The 20,861-nt window shown below is 71.3% G+C and carries 4 protein-coding genes and 2 pseudogenes; 2 read left to right on the forward strand and 4 right to left on the reverse strand.

What is annotated here, in order from left to right; translation table 11 throughout:
* Window positions 1-8 precede the first annotated feature (8 nt).
* Together ACN26Z_RS00895 and ACN26Z_RS00900 are read right to left on the reverse strand one after the other, a co-directional pair.
* Window positions 9-851: a DUF6406 domain-containing protein gene (locus ACN26Z_RS00895; protein WP_093411125.1), complete on the reverse strand. Its 843-nt coding sequence runs from the start codon at window positions 849-851 to the stop codon at window positions 9-11.
* Window positions 852-878: 27 nt separating this feature from the next.
* Window positions 879-6,131 carry a C2 family cysteine protease gene (locus ACN26Z_RS00900; protein WP_421464472.1) on the reverse strand — a complete coding sequence of 1,751 codons (5,253 nt, stop codon included), beginning with the start codon at window positions 6,129-6,131 and terminating at the stop codon, window positions 879-881.
* Between ACN26Z_RS00900 and ACN26Z_RS00905 the strand changes: the two genes are divergently transcribed.
* On the forward strand, window positions 6,024-6,419 hold the full coding sequence (locus ACN26Z_RS00905; RefSeq protein ID WP_421464474.1) for a hypothetical protein: 396 nt from the start codon (window positions 6,024-6,026) through the stop codon (window positions 6,417-6,419). The genes ACN26Z_RS00900 and ACN26Z_RS00905 overlap by 108 nt on opposite strands.
* Window positions 6,420-9,350: 2,931 nt before the next feature.
* Here the strand turns inward: ACN26Z_RS00905 and ACN26Z_RS00910 are convergent.
* Window positions 9,351-10,316: pseudogene (locus tag ACN26Z_RS00910) on the reverse strand (toxin glutamine deamidase domain-containing protein); the annotation flags it as partial.
* A gap of 27 nt (window positions 10,317-10,343) precedes the next feature.
* On the opposite strand from ACN26Z_RS00910, the gene ACN26Z_RS00915 reads away from it, so the two are divergent.
* Complete coding sequence (locus ACN26Z_RS00915) at window positions 10,344-10,736, forward strand: hypothetical protein (protein ID WP_421464476.1); 393 nt, start codon at window positions 10,344-10,346, stop codon at window positions 10,734-10,736.
* Window positions 10,737-13,679: 2,943 nt separating this feature from the next.
* On the opposite strand, the pseudogene ACN26Z_RS00920 reads toward ACN26Z_RS00915, so the two are convergent.
* Window positions 13,680-20,762: pseudogene (locus ACN26Z_RS00920) on the reverse strand (toxin glutamine deamidase domain-containing protein); the annotation flags it as partial.
* Window positions 20,763-20,861 lie beyond the last annotated feature (99 nt).

Below are 20,861 nucleotides of genomic sequence, written 5' to 3' on the forward strand. Positions count from 1 at the left end.
CACCTTGCTCAGAGCTGCCCGTTCTCGTAGTTAGCAGGGTCCGTGAACGTCCCGGGCGGGTGAATCTCTGCGGGTGGAAGGTGGTCCAGCTCCATCGGGGTCAGCCGGCCGATGAACTCGTACATCGACCAGGCTACCGCCCTCAGCTTCCGTTCCCGCGCGGCCGCAGCGGTCGGGTCGGGTGGGCCGACCAGGTCGAGCTCGTTCACGAAGTAAACGCTCTCGTTCCCCAACTCTGCCGAGACGACCAGTAACCCAGCGGCCGTATTCGCGATGACGAGCCAGGCCGGCGAGAGCCACGGATCCCGGTGTCGACGCTGGGCATGCACCAGATCGAACGGGGGGTATTCGGGATGAACGCCGAACAGCGGACCCGACGGAAGCAGTGCGACAGGCATGCCGGGGATGTGGTGTGGCACCTCAGGTTGCGCACCGTTGTTCCGCGCCAGCCAGTGGCGGTACCCACGCGGTAACTGGGCACCGAGCGCGGCCTCCAAGGACTGGAGCTGGGCTTCGTCCAACTGGCCGTAGGGTCGCAGCCGTGCTCTCTTCCACAGCCGACCGGTCGGCGGTTCCATCACCTCGTTCTCGTCCACCCGACGGACGGTGACCTCCCAGTCGTCCGCACTGGCCATGTCCAGATCCGCGAAGCGCCAGGTCTCCTCGCCCACCGGGAAGGTCTCACCGAGCGTGACCTCGTGGGTGAAGCTCTCGTCCCGTTGGAACGGCATGACGATGATCTCGGCGCATACCGGCGGCCCCACATCGACCCAGCGCACCCCGAACCGCGCTAGCCCGACCTCCGTCGTCGCGTTGTTTTGAACGACGGCCACATGAGTAAACGAGCGCACCAGCTCTCTCCGGTTCCTCGGGCACGATCAGGTGTCAAGCATGTCGTACAGCGTCGGCTCGGCGGGAAGCACGAAACCGAGCACGTCGCGGGCGATCCGTTCGGCCTCCGCACGGTCCACCGGTGCCGGAGTAGCCTGCGCCGGCACCACGCCACCGGCCGTCCAGTGCAGCGAACGTCCCGGGCCGCCGACCTCGGACACCATCAGGCCAGCCACGCTACCGTCCGAAGCAAGCAACGCGAAGTAACCGATCACGTACGGCTCGTCATCGAGGTGTGTGCGACCAAGGGTGCGCGGCGACGCGGGCTTAGCCGGCGGACCGGGCTGATCGATCAGCGGAGAGGCCGGGCTCGGAACGACCAGCGGACGGTCGACGAGCTGCTCGACGGACGATCGGGGCGACGGCACGGGTGGCGGGACGTTCGCTGCGGGCCCGCCGCCCGCCGAAGGCGACGGCAGGGCGGCAGCCGGTGACTGCTCCAGGTGCGCACACAACGGCTGCATCAGGTTCAGCATCTCTCGCACCGACATTAGCGACGGATGCTCCTTGTTCCAGGGGTTATGTAGCTGCACCTGGCCATCCCGCACCGTGCGGATCTCGTAGACGTGCTTCGCCTTCAGCCCATACGGCAATGTGCGCCCGGGATAGATTTCCTGCGGCCACGTCGCAATGGTGACCGGGCTGCCGGCCGCGAGCAGGGCAGCCAGTTGTCGCTCGACCTCCGCTTCTCGCCCCGGTGTGCCGTCCAGCGACGTCTGTCGAGCCGGCAGACCAGTGAGCTGGGTGAGCAGTTCGGCCTGCATCAGGGTGGTGCTGCCGACGTTGAGCCGCGCGTAGCCGACAGGTGCAGCGCGGTGTGGATCGTCCCTGCTCTCCCATCCGCGCCACTCACGTTGCCACTGCTCATGCCGATCCTTGGTCCAGGTTCTGTCGACCGCCGCGAGCGCCTTCTCCAATAGGGACGCCCAACTCGTTCCGACAAGTGCCTGGTTCGCATACGCCGCCCACGAACTGCCGACGTGCACTGGAACATCGGGTCGCACGTTGATCCGAATGCGCCGGCCGGTGGCTGCCGTTTCGTCCCCGCGCAACACGCTCTCGTGCAGCAGAACATCCACGGTGCCGTCCGGTCTCGGCTCGAACAACCGAGGAATGATCTCCGGTCGATGCCCGGCGAGGGCCGCCATCGTGGCCAGCATCCCGCAGTCGCCAAGCAAGCCCTGCTGCACCTGCGTCCGGCGGGGCTGGCCGTCGAAAAGCGGTGCCGGCTGATCCGTCGCCGGGAGCAGGGGGTGCCCGTACTCGATCGGATACTTGGGCTTCGGGTCGGGCAGGGTCACCCGGTCGGCGGCCACGGCGATCTCGTCGGTGGTCACGTTCGGGATGACCTCGGTCTGGACAGACGGCTCGGGCGGCATCATCGCCCGCAGTGCCTCGGTGAGCGCCGTCGGCACCAGGCCCATCCGCCGCGCGTCGGACAGGTAATGAAAGCTGTGCGTGGTGAGCACCGCGACGGCGGCGGGATTCGACCCGTACTCCACGTGGAAGGCCGCGTAGGTCCGCGTCCGGTCCTCGATCAGCAGCGCGCTTCGGCCGGCCGGGGTGTTCAGGTCGTACGCGGGGGCCGACCTCTCCAGGTTGAACTCGGGGGCGCCTTCGAGGGTGTACGGACGCAGGTCGAAGCGGCCGGTCAGATCGACGTAGATGCCCTCGGTGGCGAGCCGGTCGGCGAGGCGTGGGTCGACTCGGCGGACCTGGTCAAGCAGGTTCGGCGGCAGACCGATGAGCTGCCCGGCGAGGGCGGGCATCCGGGGCAGCGAGGATTGGCTCTGCTCTCCGTGTACGGCCAACTCGCGCAGCTTCGCGGCCAGGTCGGCGGCGGGTGGCGGTTGGAAGTCGGGAGCGAGCCGGCTGCGGTAATCGATCGCGCGGAACCGCTCGACCATCGTCTGGTTGGGGTTGACGGCCAGTGCGCCGGCCACCGCCTCCGGCGTGATCACCGGCAGGCTCAGCTGCATCACCTGGGTCCACACCTCGGCGGGGAGGACCGCGAGCCGGGCCGCTGCGTCGGGCGTACCCCAGCGGAGGCCCAGCCGGTCGACCAGGGTGTCGATCTCGGCTCGCAGCGCCAGCCGGGAGGCGGGATCAGCCTGCGCGTACCAGGCGGCCATCAGCCGCAGCTCGGCCAGCCGGCCCCGGTCCCGGACCGAAAGGCCGGCGGGATCGATCGGCCCCTCCGCCGCGCCCTGATCGAAGAGCCCCACCTGGGCGGCGCCGGACTCGTGCCGGGCCAGCAGTTCGGCGGTCTCGTGAGCCACCGCGCGGTCGACCGCCAGGTCCGAGGCACGATCGGAGATCGTCAGGGTGAAGGTGCCGTCCAGGTTGCGGATGGTCTGCGCCACGACGCCGCTGGCGAGCGCGGCGGCGGTGACCCGCACGCGCAGCGGCTCCAGGCCGGGCGCGCGCAGCTCGTAGACGTCGGGGCCGACCGCCACGATCTGGTCCGCGCCGATCGTCTCCGCCAGGGTGGGTAGCACGGTCCGGGCCCGGTCCAGCACGGCCGGGGCGTCGGCGGTAGGACGGCCCTGACCGTGGAACTCCGAGCCGGGCAGCGCGGCCACCGTGCTGCGTGCCGGCTCGACGTGGGCGTACCAGGGGCTCATCAGGTCGAGGAAGGCGCGCAGTGGCATCGGTGCCGGGTGGCGGGAGTTCCACGGGTTGCGCAGCTGCACCTCACCGTTCAACACCGACACAATCTCGTACGCGTGCCCCGCGACAAGTCCGTACGGTGGCTTGCCGCCTGGCTGGGCAGCGTAGGCGCTGGCCGGCCGGGTGCCGGTGATCAGTGGGCTGCCGGCGGCAAGCAGGGCCGCCAGCCGGGCCTCGGCGTCGGCCTCCCGTCCCGGTGTCGGGTCCAGTTCACTGACTCCGGTCGGCAGGCCGGTGAGCTGGCTGAGCAGCTCCGCCTGCACCAGCCGGCTGCTGCCGTTGTCCAGCCGGGCGTAGCCGAGCGGTGCGGCCTGCGTGGCGTCCACGCCCGGTCGGGCCGTCCACTGCTGCTGCCACTGGTCGTGGCGCTGCTGGGTCCAGGTACGGTCGATCGCCGCGATCGCCTTCTCCAGCAGCGACGCCCAGGACGCCCCGACCACGGACTGGTCGGCGTACGCGCTGCGACCGTTCGAGTTCGGATGCAACGGCACGTCCGGGAAGACGGTCACCCGCAACTGTCGGCCGGTAGGTGTGACCGCGCGGTCGGGCCCACTGGTCTCGTGCAGCAGCACGTCGACCGAGCCGTCCGGGTTCGGGTGGAACATCTGCGCGACGATGTCCGGCAGTTGGCCGGCGACCGAGCCGATCACGGCGATCATGCCGCAGTCGCCGAGCGCCCCCTGCTGCACGTCTTCCCGCTTCGGCGCTCCGTCGAACAACGGCGGCGGTTGCCCGGTGCGGGCGTCCAACGCCGGCCCGTAGACCGGACCTGGCTGGCCTGCCGACTCCGGTGGCAGGGTCACCCGGTCGGCCACGACCCGGATCTCTCCGGTGGTCTCCTGCGTCGCGGAGCTCTCCACGGTGGCGGGGGTGGCCGTCGACGCCGGGGTGATGCTGCGCAGTGCCTCGGTCAGAACGTCCGGTACCAGCCCCATCCACCTGGCGGTTCCCTGGTAGTGGAAGTCGTGCCCGGTGAGCAGGGCCGCTGCCTGGTCGCTGCGGAGGCTGCGCAGTGCCGCTCGGGCCCGCTGCCGATCCTCGTGCAGTTGGGCGCGCCGCCCGGCCTCGGTGGTCAGGTCGAACGCCGGCCGTGCAGCGCCGAGGTCGACGGCGGGCACGCTCGGCACCATGTACGGGCGCAGGTCGTAGCGCCCGGTCAGGTCGACATAGATGCCCTCGGTGGCGAGCCGGTCGGCGAGTTGCGGATCCACAGCCCGGATCCGGTCGAGCTGTGCCTGCGGGATACCGACGATCCGCCCGGCGAAGGCGGGCATCCGAGGCATGCCGGACTGTGCGTGTTCGGCCTCGGTCGCCAGTTCCCGCAGCCTCGCGTCCAGCTCCGCCTGTTGCGGAACCTGAAATTCCGGTGCCAGCCGGGCCCGGTAGTCGATCATCCTGATCCGCTCGACCTCGGTGAGGGTGGCGGCACCGGCGAGCACCGTCGAGACCGCGTCAGGCGTGATCGACGGCACGCTGAGTTGCATCAGGTGCGCCAGCACGTCCCGAGGTAGCAGCGCCCATCGCGACCGGACGTCCGGATCACCGACGCGCAGGCCAAGGTGACCGGCGAGCGCGTCGATCTCGGCGCGTACGGCCGGTCGGGCGGCCGGGTCGGCGGCGTACGTGGCGGCGAGCAGCCGGATCTCCGCCATCCGACCTCGGTCGTGGGCGGTCAGTCCGGCCGGATCGATCGGGCCGTGGATGTTGCCCGGGTCCAGCGGGCCGACCAGCGCCCGACCGGTCTCGTGCAGCGCCACCAGCTCGGCGACCTCGTGCGCGAGCGCCCGTGCCACCACCTGGTCGGCGGCCCGGTCGGACACGGTGACGGTGAAGGCGCCGTCGGGGTCACGGTGCGACCGGGCCACCAGGCCGTCGGTCAACGGGCCACTGGTCAGCCGTACGGTCAGCGGGTGCTGCCCGGCGGAGCGGATCTCGAACAGCTCCGGCCCGACCGCGACCACCGCGTCCACCTGGGCGTACGGCGCCACTTGCGGCAGCACGGACCGGGCCAGATCCAGCACCGCTACCGCGTCGGCGACCGGGCGGCCCAGACCATGGAAGGTGGAGCCCGGAACGGCACCGGCAGTTATCGAGTCACCCGTCGATACGCTGGCGTCATGGCCACGTCCGCCGACCTCTACGCCGCCATCCTCGCCGACCCCGACGATCTCGACCTGCGGTGGCGTTACGCCGACGCCATCGAGGCCACCGACCCGGAACGCGCCGAGCTGATCCGTCTCTACCTGGCCAGGTCCTACGGCACCCGGGAGTCGGTGTACCTGCACCGGCGCATCCGCCCCCGGCTCGCCGAGCCGGTCACCCACCTGCTCAACACCTGGCAGTTGCGTAACGGCCTGATCGAGTCGGTCACCATGACCGCCCGCACCTTCGTCGACCACGGCGAGGAGGTCTGGGCCCACCATCCCGTCCGCCACCTGGTCCTGGTCGAGGCCGCCGGGCTCATGACCGAGGTCGCCCAGGTCGCCTGCCTCAACCGGCTGGTCGCCCTCGACCTGAGCGGGAACCCGATCGGCGACGACGGGCTCGCCACGCTTGTCGATTCCCCCCATCTGGGCCGGTTGCGCTGGCTGGGGCTGGCGGGTTGCGGCATCGGCGCGGCCGGGGCCGAGGCCCTGGCCGCCACCCGCAACCTGCCCGCCCTGCGCTACGTCGACCTGTCCGACAATCTCGTTCAGGTCACCGCTCAGGGCTACGGGCAGCACATCGACGGATCGCCCGTCTGGGTCGAGATGCCCGCGCTCGGGCAGGACTTGATCGCCCGGTACGGACACCTGCCCTGGCTCGACGAGCAGTGGGGATGGAGACTGCTCGGCGTCGTCCGCTGGGACGAGGTCTGACGGTTCCAGCGGTGCGGTGCCGCCGTCGTCGGGCAACGGCACGGGCGGGACGCCACGGTTGGCCTCTGCGATCCGTTGGGCGTGGAAACGGATGCTGGGCGGGATACCCCGCGAGTCGTCTGGCAGCGCATTGGCCTGAAGTTGCACAGCCCGTCTGACGGCGGCACCGGTCTCAGCCAGGAGCGCACCGGCCACAGCGGCACCGCCAAGGACCCTGAGCTGGCCAGTGTTGTCTCGCAGGCCCAGCAGGTCGGGAACGGGTTTGTCCGCGTCGAGGGGCGGCCCCTCAAGCGCCGACAGCTCCACCTCGGACAGCATGGCGTGCACGCCGCCGGGAAGCCGGGGCTCCTGACCGATGGACAGCACCACCCGGTCATACATCTGCTCGGTGCCGTCGCTGAACCCGACGACGAAAGCTCCGTCCACGGTGTGTCGGATGCCGACGACGCTGCGCAACGACACGTCCGACACGCGCGCCTGGGCCGCGTCCGAGTACGCACCGAGGCCCGGCAGGTTGTTCCGCCGGTTGTCCCCGCCGCTGAAGCTGAACTCCAGTTGCGCCCGGGCATCGACTTCGGGATCACCGGTCACCCGGTGCGCCGGTAGTGGCCTGGCCTGAGCCGACCAGTCGATGCGCCCCGCCGCGGAGGCCGCGGCCTGCTCGATGTCCCACGCGCCGGACGGACCCGCGCCGTAGACCAGCACCCGGTCGCCCGGCTGGTAGGTGTCGGCCAGGTTCTGCCCGCCGAAGTCGACAGGTGGCGCGGCCGGGCGAGGATCGACGAACGAGCCGTCCGGGGCATGGCCGAGCCGGGCCGAGACCTCCTCGGGCAATGCCCGGGGGTCCACCGGGTTGCCCGCCTGGTCTTGAACCTGCCCGGTCAGGATGTTGACCGCGTGGCCGGAGGACGGGTCGACCACCAGCGGATCCGTCGGATTCCCGGTGAGGTCGGTGAGCAGCGGCAGGTCCGCGGCACCTGGGCCGCCGAGGACGGTTCGCACGGCCGGCGGAAGGCCATCCGGGTCGACGACCGCGCCGGTGGCGTCGCGGAACACCGGAGCCGCTCCGGACCGGTCCACGTGGTAGCCGGTGGTCGGGTCGACGTACTGACCATCGGTGGTGGCCGGCGCGCTCGGCACCCGGGCCGGGCCGGGACCTGCCGCGATGTCCAGCGATGCGGTGAAGAACTCGCGTCCGTTGACGGTCACCCGGAAGTTCGCGCCATCGGGCCACCCGGCGCCATCGGCAGGACGAGGCGTGACCGAGGTGGCCAAGCCCTGGTAGGTGGGCATGCCGCTGAGCGCCCGGGCCGCGCCCACGGTGTCGGCGAACACGTCGGACGGAGTGAACTGGGTACCCGCCTCGGCCAGTTCGGACGGTTGGAACGGCAGCCCGGGGAGTTCCAGCTCCGTGGGGACCTGCCCCATGAGCAGCGTCTGCCGTTCCGCCCACGGGTCGTGTCCCTGCGAGACGCAGAGCACCGGCGGCAGGCCGGTCCCGGTGTCGGCCGGGGCTCCCAGGGTGACGAAGTCGGCGGTGGCGGCCCAGCCTCCACCGATCACCAGCCGGCCGAAGACGTGGTCCGGTGCTGCCTCCAGCGCGGAGTCCACTCGGGCAGTCAGCGCGAGATCGGCCTCGTTACGCAGGGCGGTGGCCTGCTGGGCCCAGGCCCGGGCTTCGGCGCGAATGGCCGACTGAGCGGCGCGCAGCTCTGCGACGAGCTGTTGCCCGTCGCTCTGCGCCAGCCCGATCAGGCTCTCGACCTGCGGGGCGAGGTCACCAAGCTGGTTCCGGATCAGATCGAGGCGGGCCTGGGCCGCCTTCGGCCCGGCCACCGGCACATTGTCACCGTGTCCGTGCACCGGATGGAGGGGCTCCTGCTCCAGCAGGCCGGAGGAGACGAGCAGGCTCAACGCCTCGGCCCGCAGTTGGCTGGCCCGGGCCGGATCGGTCGTGGCGAAGCTGTCACTCAGCACGACCCGCAGCTCGGCGAGGTGACCGACGTCCCGAGCGGTGACGATCCGGACGCCGCCGGCCTCCGGCCGGGCCCCTTCGGCGAGGGCCGTGGTCGCGTCGAGCCGCAGCCCGGCGGCCCGATCCTGCGCGACGGTGTCCACTTCGGCGAGAGTTGCGACCACCGCGCGGCGGACATGATCCGGGTGTGCGCCGGTCGACACCTGCACCACGGCGCCATCGACGGCGTACTGGATGGTGGCGACGGGCACGAGTGGCGCGTTCGCCGGAGGGTCGGTCAGCTCGATGCGTACCCGGTAGGGGCCGTCGACCGTATTCAGGGTGATGGTGCCGGCGCCCAGGTCGACACTCGCCCCGCTGGGCAACGGATCTGCCGTCAGTGCGGCTTCCACGGCGGCCGAGGTACGCCCTGCGTCGGCGACGAGCAGCGCGCCGCCGAAGGTGGTACCGGCGGCAGCCCGCCGCAGATCGGGCCCGTCAGCAGCGGTCGCGGGGCCGGCAGCGCCCGGTCCCGGAGGGTCACCCGGGCCCGTGGGCCCGACGTCCCCAGCCGCCCCGTCCGGTTGCGTCAGGCGGTCGGGTCCGCCTCGGGCCACACCTGCCGGCCCTTGATCCTGCCCTCGCGTCGCGCCTGCGCGTACTCCTCCATCACCCGACGCGGCGGCAGGCTGGAATGCACTGTGATCACTCCCGACCGGTCGATGATGTAGCTGCCCTGGCCCACGTGCATCCCCGAGGTCCGCTCCCGCTCCGAGAGTCTCTCCCGGGCCAGCCAGCCGAACTCGAACTCCCGAAGCACGATCGGATTCCCGGTTCGCAGCAGTCGGCTGATCAGCGTCAGCGCCTCGTCCTCGGTCAACTCGCCCCTCTCCGTCAGGCACTATCATCGCCCAGAGGGCGTGGGTTTCCCGCACATCGGCGGCCGGCATCTCCACCGACGTCGTCCCGGTCTGCGGATCCCACCACACCGGCGCGTCGGCGCCCGCCGGAAAGACGATCACGAAGGCGTGCGAGCTGTCGACCTCGGGCCGGCCAGCATCGTCGAGCACGACGTTTCCGGCCGCATCGAGGAGCAGCCAGTCCGCCACCACCAGCGCCGACGCTCCCGGGCCGGCATTCGCCACCTGCCGGTAAAGGTCCGCGTACTGGGCGGCGACCGCGTCCGCACGGGCGGACGGGTCCATCGGCAGGCTGCCGGGACCGCCGATCCATTCCCCGCCGATCCACGCTTCGGCGCGCTCCGGTCCGCCCCGCTCGCCGGTGACGCGGTCGATCGAGCCGTCGTCGAACCGGTCCGCCCATCGCGGTACGGACACCTGCGGGTCGCCGTGGAAGCTGGCCAGTGCTGCCAGCGACGAGTCGATGCAGTTGTTGGCGCGGCCAGGCTGCTCCGGTCCGCCGTCGTTCACCAGTCGCCCGTACGGATGGGTCGACGGGTCCGCGAAGATCGCGTACCCCTGCGGGGTCTCAAGGCTCGCCGCGAGATCGTCCTGGAAGCGTGGATCCTCCAGCGGCGCCAGCTCACCAGGCCCGAACCGGCGGCTCTCCGGCAATGACGGGGCCGGGGTGGTGGTGAGCGCGCCATCCGTCGATACGCTGCCGTCATGGCCACGCCCGCCGACCTCTACGCCGCCATCCTCGCCCATCCCGACGACCTCGACCTGCGGCGACGCTACGCCGACGCCGTCGGCACCACCGACCCCGAGCACGCCGCGCTGATCCGCCTCGACCTCGACGGAATCCGCAACACCCGGGAGGTGATGCTCCTGCACCGGCGACTCCGCCAGCGGCTCGCCGCCGGCGTCGCGCACCTGCTCGTCGACTGGCGGATCCGCAACGGCCTGATCGAATCGGTCACCATGACCGCCCGTGCCTTCATCGACCACAGCGAGCAGGTCTGGGCCCACCATCCCGTCCGCCATCTGGTCCTGGTCGAGGCCACCGGCCTCATGTCGGACGTCGCCCAGGTCGCCCACCTCGACCGCCTGGTCGCCCTCGACCTGCGGGGCAACCCGATCGGCGACGACGGGCTCGCCATCCTCGTCGACTCGCCGTACCTGCGTCGGCTCCGCTGGTTGGGTCTGGCGCGCTGCGGCATCGGTCGGGCCGGGGCCGAGGCCCTGGCCGCCACCCGTAACCTCCCCGCTCTGCGCTACGTCGACCTGCGACGCAACCCCGTGGAGGTCACCGCCCAGGGATCCGGGCAGGACATCGACGGCAAGCCCATCTCGGTCGAGATGCCCCCGCTCGGGCGGGAACTGATCGCCCGGTACGGAGCCCTGCCCTGGCTGGACGTCCAATGGGGATGGCGCTGGCTCGGTGTCGGGTGGGAGGAGGTCTGAGGCGTCCGGCTCGGACGGGGAACCAGGGGTGGTCGGACCGTCACCTGGTGCGGCCGGCGGCGCCGGCCGGTTGGCCTCGGCGATCCGTTGAGCGTGGAACCGGATGCTGGGCGCGATTCCCCGAGAGTCGGCCGGCAGCGCCCCGGCCTGACGACGGATCGCCTCCCCCACCGTCTCGTCGACCCTGCCGAGCACCGGGCCAGCCACACTTGCCGCGCCCAGAACGCGTAGCTGACCACTACCGTCGTGAAGTCCCAGCACGTCGGCACCGCCTACCGGATCGGTCGCCGGCCCTTCGATAGGGGCGAGGTCGAGGTCGGGAAGCAGGCCGGCGACGCCTCCCGGGAACTCGGCCGCCTGGCCGATCGAGAGCACCACCCGGTCGTACGTCTGCCGGCTGCCGTCGGTGAACTCCACCAGGAAGCCACCGTCGACGGTGTGCCGGAGGCTGACGATCTCCCGCAGCGATCGGTCGACCTGGCTCTGCACCGTCTCGGCGTAGGCACCGACGTCGGGCAGCGTGTTCCGCCGGTTGTAGCCACCGCCGAAGCTGTGCCGCAGGCGTGCCTCGGCGTCCTGATCCGGGTCACCGGTGAGCTGGTCGGGCGGCGGGTCCATGGCGCGGGCCGACCAGTCGACGCTCGCGGCGGGCGACGCCACTGCCTGCTCGATGTCCCACGCGCCGGAGGCACCCGCGCCGAAGACGAGTACCCGGTCACCGGGGCGGTACGCGTCGGCGAGGTTCTGCCCACCGAAGTCGACAGGCGGCGCGGACGGCCGGGGATCACTGAACGATCCGTCCGGAGCGAAGCCCAGCCGGGCCCCGACCTCGGCCGGCACGGTACCGGCATCCACCGGCGTACCGTCGGGGTCGAGAACCTGACCGATGGTGACGTCCACGGCGTAGCCGGACGTCGGGTCGACCACCAGTGGATCGGTGGGTCGCCCGGTCAGATCCGCGAGCAGCGGCAGATCCGACCGGCTGTCGCCGGGGCCACCGAGAACGGCTCGTACGGGCGGCGGCACGCTCTCCGGTGCGATCGGGTTGCCGTCCGGGTCCCGGAACAGCGGTGTGCTGCCGGAGCGGTCGACCCGGTAGCCGGTGGTCGGGTCGACGTAGCTGCCGGTGGCGTCGGCCGGCACGCTCGGCACCCGGGACGGTCCCGGCCCGCTGGCGATGTCGACGGAGGTGGTGTAAACGTCCCGGCCGTTGACTGTCACCCGGAAGTTGGCACCGTCGGGCCAGCCCGTGGCGTCGGCCGGCCGGGGCGTGATCGAGGTGGCGGTGCCCTGGTAGGTCGGCATGCCGGAGAGCGCCCGCGCCGCGCCCACCGCGTCGGCGAAAACGTCGGAGGGGGTGAACTGGGTGCCCTCCTCGGCCAGGTCGCCCGGCTGGAACGGCAGGCCAGGCAGCTCCAGCTCCGACGGGATCTGTCCCATCAGCAGCGCCTGGCGTTCCGCCCACGGGTCGTGTCCCTGCGAGATGCAGAGCACCGGCGGCAGGCCGTGGCCAGCGTCCGCAGCGGCCCCCATGGTGACGAAATCGGCGGTCGCGGCCCAGCCACCACCGATCACGAGCCGGTCGAAGACATGGTCAGGCGCCACCCCCAGGGTGGCGTCCACCCTGGCGGTAAGTGCGAGGTCGGCCTGATCACGCAGCTCGGTGGCCTGTTGCGCCCAGGCACGCGCCTCGGCGCGGACAGCCGACTGGGCCGCCCGGATGTCCGCCACGAGCTGCTGCCCGTCGCTGTGCGCGAGCCCGATCAGGCTTTCCACCTCGGCGGCGAGCGGGCCCAGGTGATGGTGGATCAGGTCGAGGCGGGCGCGGGCCGCCTCCGGCCCCACGACCGGCGTGTTGCTGCCGAGCCCGTGCACGAGGTGCGCCGGTTCCTGTTCGAGGAGGCCGGAGGCGACGAGCAGGCTCAGCGCCTCGGCGCGGAGTTGCCCGGCGGTTCCCGGATCGTTGGCGGCGGAGCTGTCGGCGAGCACCACCCGCAGCTCAGCCAGCCGGCCGATGTCACGCGCGGTCAGCACGCGGGTGCCGTCGCCCTCCGGCCGGGCGCCCTCGGCGAGTGCGGTGGTGGCGTCGAACCGCAGTCCTTCGGCCCGTTGCTGGGCGAGCGTGTCCACTTCGGCGAGTGCCGCCGCCACCGCCCGCCGGACGTGATCCGGGTGGGCGCTCGTCGAGACCTGTACGACGGCCCCGTCGCTGGTGTAGCGGATGGCGGCCACCGGCGCGACCGACGCGTCCGCTGCGGCCGGGGTCAACTCGACGCGTACCGGATAGGGGCCGTCGAGGGTGGCCAGGGTGACCGTGGCGGCGGCCGGGTCGGCACTGGCCCCGTCCGGCAGTGGCCCGGTGGTCAGGGCCGCCTCGACGGCGATCCTGGTACGCCCGGGGTCGGCGTCGAGCAGCGCGCCACCGAAGGTCGTACCGGCTGCCGCCTGCCGCAGGTCCGGGCCGTCTGGGTCGGCTGCGGGCCTGGAGTCGCCCGGTGGCGGCGGGCCGTCCACACCTGACGGCGCGGCGTCCCCGGCCGTTCCGACCGGCGGCGTCAGGCCGTCGGTTCCTCCGTCGGCCAGACCTGTCGACCCGTCATCCGGCCCTCTTGGCGGGCCTGCGTGTACTCCGTGATCAGCAGCGGTACCGGCAGACTCATCTGAACTGTGATCACTCCCGTCCGGTCGATGATGTAGCTCCCGTGGCCCAGTTGCCTGCCCTCCGCCCGTTCCTGTGGTGACAGCTGCTCCTTCGCCAGCCAGCCGAACTCGAACGGATGCAGCTCGATCTCGTTCGCCGTGCCCAGCAGGCGTCTGATCAGCGTCAGCGCCTCGTCCTCCGTCATCCGAAACCCTTTCCGCCATGGTCTCCATCGACCACAGCGCATACGTCTGCGACAGGTACGCGGCCGGGGGCTGCGGCCACGTCGTCCCTCGTTGCGGATCCCACCAGACCGGTCCGTCGGCGCCCTCCGGAAACACCACGACGAAGGCGTGCGAGTCCTGAAGCTGGACCTGGCCTCGGTCGAGGACGAGTTCCCCGGTGCGGGGATCCGTCCTGACCCATTCGGCCACGACGAGGGCCGCCGAGCCCGGACCGGCCGCCGCGACACGCTGATGAAGCTGCGCATACTGCTCGGCGACTGCCGCAGCGTGCTCGGCCGGGGTCGTGGGCAGCCCCTCCGATCCGCCGGACCAGTCGACGCCGAGCCATTCCTCGGCTCGGTCGAGCCCGCTCGCCTCGCCGGTGACGGTCTCGATCGAACCGTCCGGGCGGACGTCCGGCCAGCGGGGGAAGGACACCCGGGGGTCTCCGAAGAAGCTGGACAGCGCCGAGAGCGCGGAGTCCAGGCAGTTGTTGGCGCGCCCCGGCTGGCTCGGGCCACCGTCGTTGACCAACCGCCCGTACGGGTGGGTGGACGGGTCCGCGAACAGGACGTACCCGTCGGGCGTACGAAGGCTCTGCTCGACGTCCCACTGGTAACCCGGATCCTCCAACGGTGCCAGCTCACCCGGCCCGAGCCGCCGGGTCTGCGCCAACCCGTGATCGGTGTCGAGCGGCACCGACGACGGAACACCCGGCACATCCGGCGAACCCGGGCCAACGTCGCCAAACGCTGCCGGGCCGCTCTGGGCACCTGGGGCGGCCGCGGTCAGCCCCCCGAGCGGCAGATCTCCGTCAGCTCGTCCTCCGTCGGCAACGGCACCGTCGCGAAGTGCGCCACCTGGCGCTCGGCCGTCGCCCGGTCGACCTGCTGGATCTCGTGGCGTTCCGGATTCGCCCACAGGATCGCTGCTGCCACGTCCGGCCGGAACGTCCACGCTCGCTTCGGTCGATCCCAGATCACCGCCTGGGTCGGCCCGGTGCTGTCCGCCTCCACGATCAGGTTCACCGGCGGGCCGTCCGGATCCTCCGGTCTCCGGAGGAGGAAGTAGCCGAACGTCAGCGCTGCCATGCACGCCCCCCATCAGGTCAGGGTCCAGACCCGGCAGGTCGGACGCGGCCAATCCTCGCGCGGCGAGCACGTCGGCGAACGTCAGGCCCTGCTGCCCGAGCCAGTCGAGGTACGACTCCCGGATACTCGCCTGCCGGGGCGACGCCATCCACTTGGCGAAGCTGGTGTCCTTCGGCGTGTCGAACCGGGCGCTGTCCATGCCCCCCGGCATGCTCGCCGCGATGCCGTTGGCCTTGTTGACGGCCAGGATGTCGAGGAACGCGTGTACGCGGGCGGCTGGCGACTGCGCCGGGTCACGCATCACCTCGTACTGGTCATGGGTCTGTTTGCCGACGTTGTAGCTGGTGTCGGTCGGGAACTGCAGCTCGAAGGTACGCCCGGACGGTGCGGTGAGCGTGCAGTTCAGGCCGAAGAAGCGATTGCCGGGGTGCCAGAAGTTCTTCAGGTCGGTGACCTGGTAGCCCTGGGCCTCCAACGAGGTGAGGAGCGCGTCCACCGCTGGCCCGTACGCCTCGGACTCCGGTCCCCGCACCGAGAACCGCACCACGTCGTTGATGGTGTCCAGCGCCGAACCGATGTCGTACCCGAGAGGCTCCAGCTCGGTGCGGAACTTGCGGGCCAAGGACTCGGCACCCTTGACGCGGTGCTGCTCGCCGAGCGTGCTGAGCACATCCGCGCCGGTCAGCCCGAGCTGCGCGTTGACCTCGGCGTTGACGCTGTGCAGGTCGGCCAGGATCTGGTCGGCCTCAATCTGCGCCTCGGTCAGCGCGTCGAGCAGAGCGGCCTGGTCGGTGTCCGGCAGCCCGTCCAGGTAAGGACTGTCAGGTGCGGCGTCAGAGTCGTTCAGTCCGTCGGATCCGGGGCCGGCCAGACCTGCCGGCCGGTGATCCGGCCCTCCCGGCGGGCCGCCGCGTACCGCCTCATGATCAACGGTGGTGGCAGGCTGGGATGCACCGTCACTACTCCCGTCTGGTCGATGATGAAGACCCCCTGACCCAGTTGCCGGCCCTGCGTCCGCTGCTGCGGGGAGAGCGTCTCCTGGGCTGCCCAGCCGAACTCGAACGGGAACACCGCCACCGGGTTGTCCGTCCCCAGCAGCCTGGTCATCAGTTGCCGGGCTTCCTCCCTGCTCATCGGCATGGGCGGGCTGCACCTCCATCGACCACAGGTTGTGCGTCAGTCCAACATAGTCGCCGGGCAGCGGATCGGTGGTGGTGCTGCCGAACTGCGGATCCCACCACACCGGCCCGTCCGCGCCTTCCGGAAAGACAAGCAGGAAGACGTGCTCACCGGCGGGCTGCGTGTTGCCCTCGGCGTCGAGCAGCGGATCCCCGGTGTTCTCGTCGAACTGGATCCAGTCGACGGCGATGACCGCTGCCGCGCCCGGGCCCGCGTCGAGAACCCGCTGGTACAGCTGCTCATACTGTTCGGCGAGTGCGGCCGAACGCTCGGCGGGCGTACCCGGTAGGGCGTCGTTGTCGCCGGTCCACTCGCCGCCGATCCAACTCTCGATCCGGCCGAAGCCGTTCAACTCACCGAGCGTGGTGTCGACCGTCCCGTCGTCGAGCCGGTCCGGCCAACGCGGATGCGAGACCTGGGGATCCCCGTAGAAGCTGGCCAGCGCCGCGAGGATCGTGTCGACACAGTTGTTGGCCCGGCCAGGCTGGTCCGGCCCGCCATCGTTGATCAACTGACCGTACGGGTGGGTCGAGGGGTCGGCGTAGACCTCGTACCCCTCCGGGGTTCGCAGGCTGTCCTCGACATCGTCCTGGTACTGCGGATCCTCAAGTGGCGCCAACTGGTCCGGCCCGAACTGGCGCGTGTCCGGCATGGGCCAGCCCTGCATGTCCGGCCAGACGGCCGGAGCGGGGTTCCCATCAACGTCCGGATCCGGGGTGCCCTCGGGGCCCGGGTCGGGATCACCCTCAGGATTCGGATCGCCCGGTGTCATGCCCGAGTCACGCGGGTCGGCCGGTGTCCCGGCGATGTCCGCGTCGGGCGGCGGTCCTTCCGGGCTGTTCGGGTCGATCGTCCCGTCGGAACTGTTCAGGTCGCCGCCCGGCGTACGGTCCGGGTTGTTCGGGTCGGCGACTGTGCCCGGCCGGCCGGTCGGGGAGTCATTCTGGTCCCGACCTCCCGTCGGCACGTCGGCGGTCGAGGCCGGCGGGACCGGCGCCGGCGTGCTGGCTTCGGGCACAGCGTTACTGATCGGATCGCCCTCGGCATCCAGCACGATCGACCAGACGCCGTCCACTCGGCCGGCGTGCAGTGGGCCGCTGTCGGAGATCATCTGATTCTGACCGTCAAGCCAGATGATGGTGCCGTTGTGATTGACAGCATTCCAGGTGTGTGCGCCAGATCCGTCAGCCCAGCTGGTGACGATCAACGCCGCAGACCCCGGACCTGCCGCGCGGAGGGCCTCGGCGATCGCGTCCAGCCCAGATGTTCCGACACCCTGGTGGGCGAATGATGCTCCGAGTGCTCGCTCTTGCCGCCCGGTGCTGCCGGTCTCAACCGTCGTCGACGGCGCAGTTGCTGCGGCCGCCTCTGGCCTACCGAACCAGGTAGACAGCACCGAAAGTCCGACGTCGGCGCAGTTGGTGTCCCGGCCAGGCACGGTTGGCCCACCGTCATTGATCAACCCGGTCCATTGGCCACGCGGATCCGGATGTACCAAAGGCCGCCCTGTCGCCTGATCGGCTGGAATGGCATCTTCCAGAGCCTGCTGGTCGATCGGGTCAGGCGGAACCAGGCCCTCGGGCTGGCCGTAGGGGCGGCTGTCGCTGAGCGGTGGGCCGACGCCAACCCCACCCGGTACAGGAGGTTGGTAAGCACTAACGTCCCGATCCGGGTCCGTTATGGGCTCGACGTTGAACTGCGGCAGGAAATGTGCGCAAGATCGGCACGGCGGTCGATAATGGCCGAGATCGTAGGTGACGCCGTCCGATCTAGCCTGTTTGACCTGGTGAGTAACGATCTTTGCGCCTTGCAGAGCATCCTGGGCGTACTGCTCGAAGGTGCCGGGCTCTCCGGCGTTCCGCCATTGCTGTTCCAGTAGGTAGAGCTGGTCGGAAACCAGGGCGACCTCGGCACACTTTCCGTGCCCGCCACCCACACCGTCGACAAGGGTCGCCGCGATGCGGTCCAGTGCGGCCTGGGCGAGCGGATGTACCCGGGGCTGTGTGGGCGGTTTCGTGCCTCGGTCGGTGGTCATGCTGGTGTGCGTGGTGATGCTGCCGTCGGGCATCAGCAGCGCACCGGCCATGCCGGGCTGCTTGCCCTTGGATATCGTTCCGGCCTTCACCTCTCGTCGGACAGTCTCGGCAAGCGTCCGTGACGCCTCGATCAGCGCGCGCTCGGCTTCGGGGCCGTTCGGATCACCGTCGACCGAGGTCGGAGCCAGTTGCCAGCTGTAGGTGCCGCGGCCGGTCGGCCCCTCGGACCGTTTGAGGGTCTGCGGGTCGACCGGGCCGGTCGCTGTCTCGGGACCGGGGTTTGTCGGCCCGCTCTGGAGGGTGCCGCTGCTGGTCGGCACCGGGATCACGACCGGCCCGTCGGTGCTCTGCTGCGCCTGGTCGGTCCGCTCAGGGTTCGGGTCCGCGACCGTGTCCGTGCCGGCGGGGGGAGTGGCGTCGACAGGGGGCGTCGTCGGCTCGATGCCCGCGGTCTGTGCCGGCACCGTCGGGGTGAGCGGGTCTGCTGGCGCAGGTGTCGCGTCCGGCCGAGGCATGGACTGCGCCGGTTGGGCCGGGGTGGCCTGTTGGGCGGGCGTAGCCGGCTGTTGGGTAGGCCCGGCCTGCTGGGTGGGTCCGGCGGGCTGGGCCGGGTTCGTCGTGGTCGGGCCCGCAGCGGGCGCGAGGGAGATCGAGCCTGCCGTGTTCGCCGCTGTCGGATTGACCGCCGGCCCGACCGGCGTACCCCGGCCGGGTGTCGGTTGCGTGGTGTTGCCGGAGGGCTGCTGGGTGTTCGTGCCCGTGGTCGGTGTACTGCTCGTGGTCGGTGTACTGCTCGTGGTCGGCGTCGAGGCGCTTGGGGTGTTCGCCACCTGCGGGCCGGTCGTGGCGGGTGTGCCGGTGGTGGGCGTCGGGTTCGTCGCGGTGGTCGGTCCCGTGGGCGCGGCCATGCCGGGAGGCGTCCCTACCGCCGGGGCGGTTGGTGGCGTCGTCACCGGGGCTGTCGTACCCGGTAGGACGGTGGGTGGCGCATCCGGGGAGACGGACGGGCCAGCGGTGTCGACCGGCCCGGCGTCGGTGACGGCAGGCACCGGGCTGTCGGTCACCGTTGCACCGGTCCCGGTCGAGCTGTCGGCGGGCGGCGCGGCGTTCACGTCCGACGGTGCGCCCGTGACCAGCCCACCGTCGGCCCGAACCGTCGCCTCGCTCGTCGTCCGGTCGCTGACGCTGGTGTCGGTGTTCGTGCTGGTCCGGTCAGTGCCAGGTGATTCGGTGACCGGCGCACTCCGGCCGTCCGACCCGCCTCTCTGGTCGTTGGTGGCAGTGCCGCCGTCCCCGATGCCGTCGCTGACGGCCGGGGTGCCGTCCGGCGTCGTGGCCGCCACGTCGCCGGGCACTCCCACCGGGGTCCCGGTGGAGCCGTCGACCCGCGACGGGTCGGCGACCGTCGCCGTGTCCCCGGTCGGCGCCCCGGCATCCGCTGCGGGTGCATCGGAACCATCGTTCGTCGGCGTCACCGAACCGTCCGCGGACGGAGGCGCGAGGCTGATCGAGCCCGCTCCGCTGTCGGGGACCGTGCCGGTGCCGTTCTGGCTCGTGCCGCCGCCCGTGTCGCTCGTCCCGGCACCGGAGGTACCGCCCGCACCGTTGGAGGTGCCGGCACCGTCCGAGCCGGAGCCGCCGACACTCGTCCCAGCATTACCCCCGGAGGCGGCCGAACCGCCGTCCGACGCCGAGCCTGTGCCGCCACCGGTTGCGCCGGCACCCGACGTGGAGCCACTGCCGGTCGAGCCGGCACCGGCGCCGTTGGCACCTCCACCGAGGTCACCCAGGCCACCGACGCCGCTTGCGTCTCCGACGCCGACGCCGGGACCGGTCCCGCCGACGGGGCCGGCATTCGGCGCGACGTCGAGCCCCATCCCGCCGAGGATCGCGTTCGTGCCCCGCGCCATCAGGTTGCCGGTGGCACCACCGGCGAGGGTCGCTCCGGTGCGGCCGGCACCGCTGGCGAAGCCGCCCAGGAACGCGTCCGCGCCCGGCATCGCCCACTGCCCGTTGATCGTGCCGTTGGCGAGCACACTGGCGGCCGGCGAGATGACGGCGTTCTGGGCACCGGAGGCGAGGCTCGTGCTGCCCCAGCGAACCACGCCGCTGCCTCGGAAGGAGAGCTGGGAAGGGCTGAACGAGAACGGCATGCGGGGTGCCACTCGTCGGCCGGCCCAGTTCATGCCGGTGCCGAGTACCGCGCCGTAGGCGCCACCCACGCCGGCGGTGAGGGTCCGGTTGCCGTCCCACTGCCGCCGCGTGCCGGTGTGCATCTGGTACGCCTGGGCACCGACGTCGATGATCAGCTCCTCGCCGATCTCCTCCACCAACTCACGGCCGAGGCGATTGAGGCCCTGCCGGAAGCCCTGGCTGGTGGCCATCTGGCCGAGCCGGGTGCCCGCCAGCCGCAGCGCGGCTCGCATTCCCGCCCGGGTCAACAGCTGCCGACCCATCTGAGCGATCAGTCGCCGGAAGGCGATCGTCACCGCCTGCCGGCCGCCAGCCAGGATGCCCGGGATGGCGCCGGCGGACACCCCGCCCAACCAGGCCATCAGGAGCGCGACGAAAACCGCGATGACTGTGATGATGACCGCGATCAGCACGGTCAGCTTCGCGTACTCGATCTCCAGAGCGGCCTGGTCGCAGCCGGCTGCGTACGCGGCGGAGATCTCCTGAATCAGTGGCAGGCCGGTGTTCGGGTCCACACCGATCTGGTTCCACAACCCGCCGAACGCCTCGCCGGCGCCGCCGCCCCAGCTCTGCAGGATCCTCATGACCGCCGGATCGGCTTGGCCAAGTGTTTCGCTCACCGCGTCGGCCAACGCCTGCCACGCGTCGGCCAACTCCCGCATCCGGTCCTCGTCGCCGCTGGGCCAGGCCTCTCCGGCGCTCACCCAGCAGATGGCGTCCCAGACCCACGCGTACTCGCCCAGCGAGTTCCTGGGATTGGG

Origin of the sequence: Verrucosispora sp. WMMD703 (genome assembly GCF_049178935.1) — a bacterium.
GTDB lineage: Bacteria > Actinomycetota > Actinomycetes > Mycobacteriales > Micromonosporaceae > Micromonospora > Micromonospora sediminimaris.

Excerpts from the sequence above, each read along its gene's own strand:
- ACN26Z_RS00905 (WP_421464474.1), top strand. The coding sequence starts at position 6,024 with ATGACCGAGGTCGCCCAGGTCGCCTGCCTCAACCGGCTGGTCGCCCTC.
- ACN26Z_RS00900 (WP_421464472.1), bottom strand. The coding sequence starts at position 6,131 with ATGGGGGGAATCGACAAGCGTGGCGAGCCCGTCGTCGCCGATCGGGTT.
- ACN26Z_RS00915 (WP_421464476.1), top strand. The coding sequence starts at position 10,344 with ATGTCGGACGTCGCCCAGGTCGCCCACCTCGACCGCCTGGTCGCCCTC.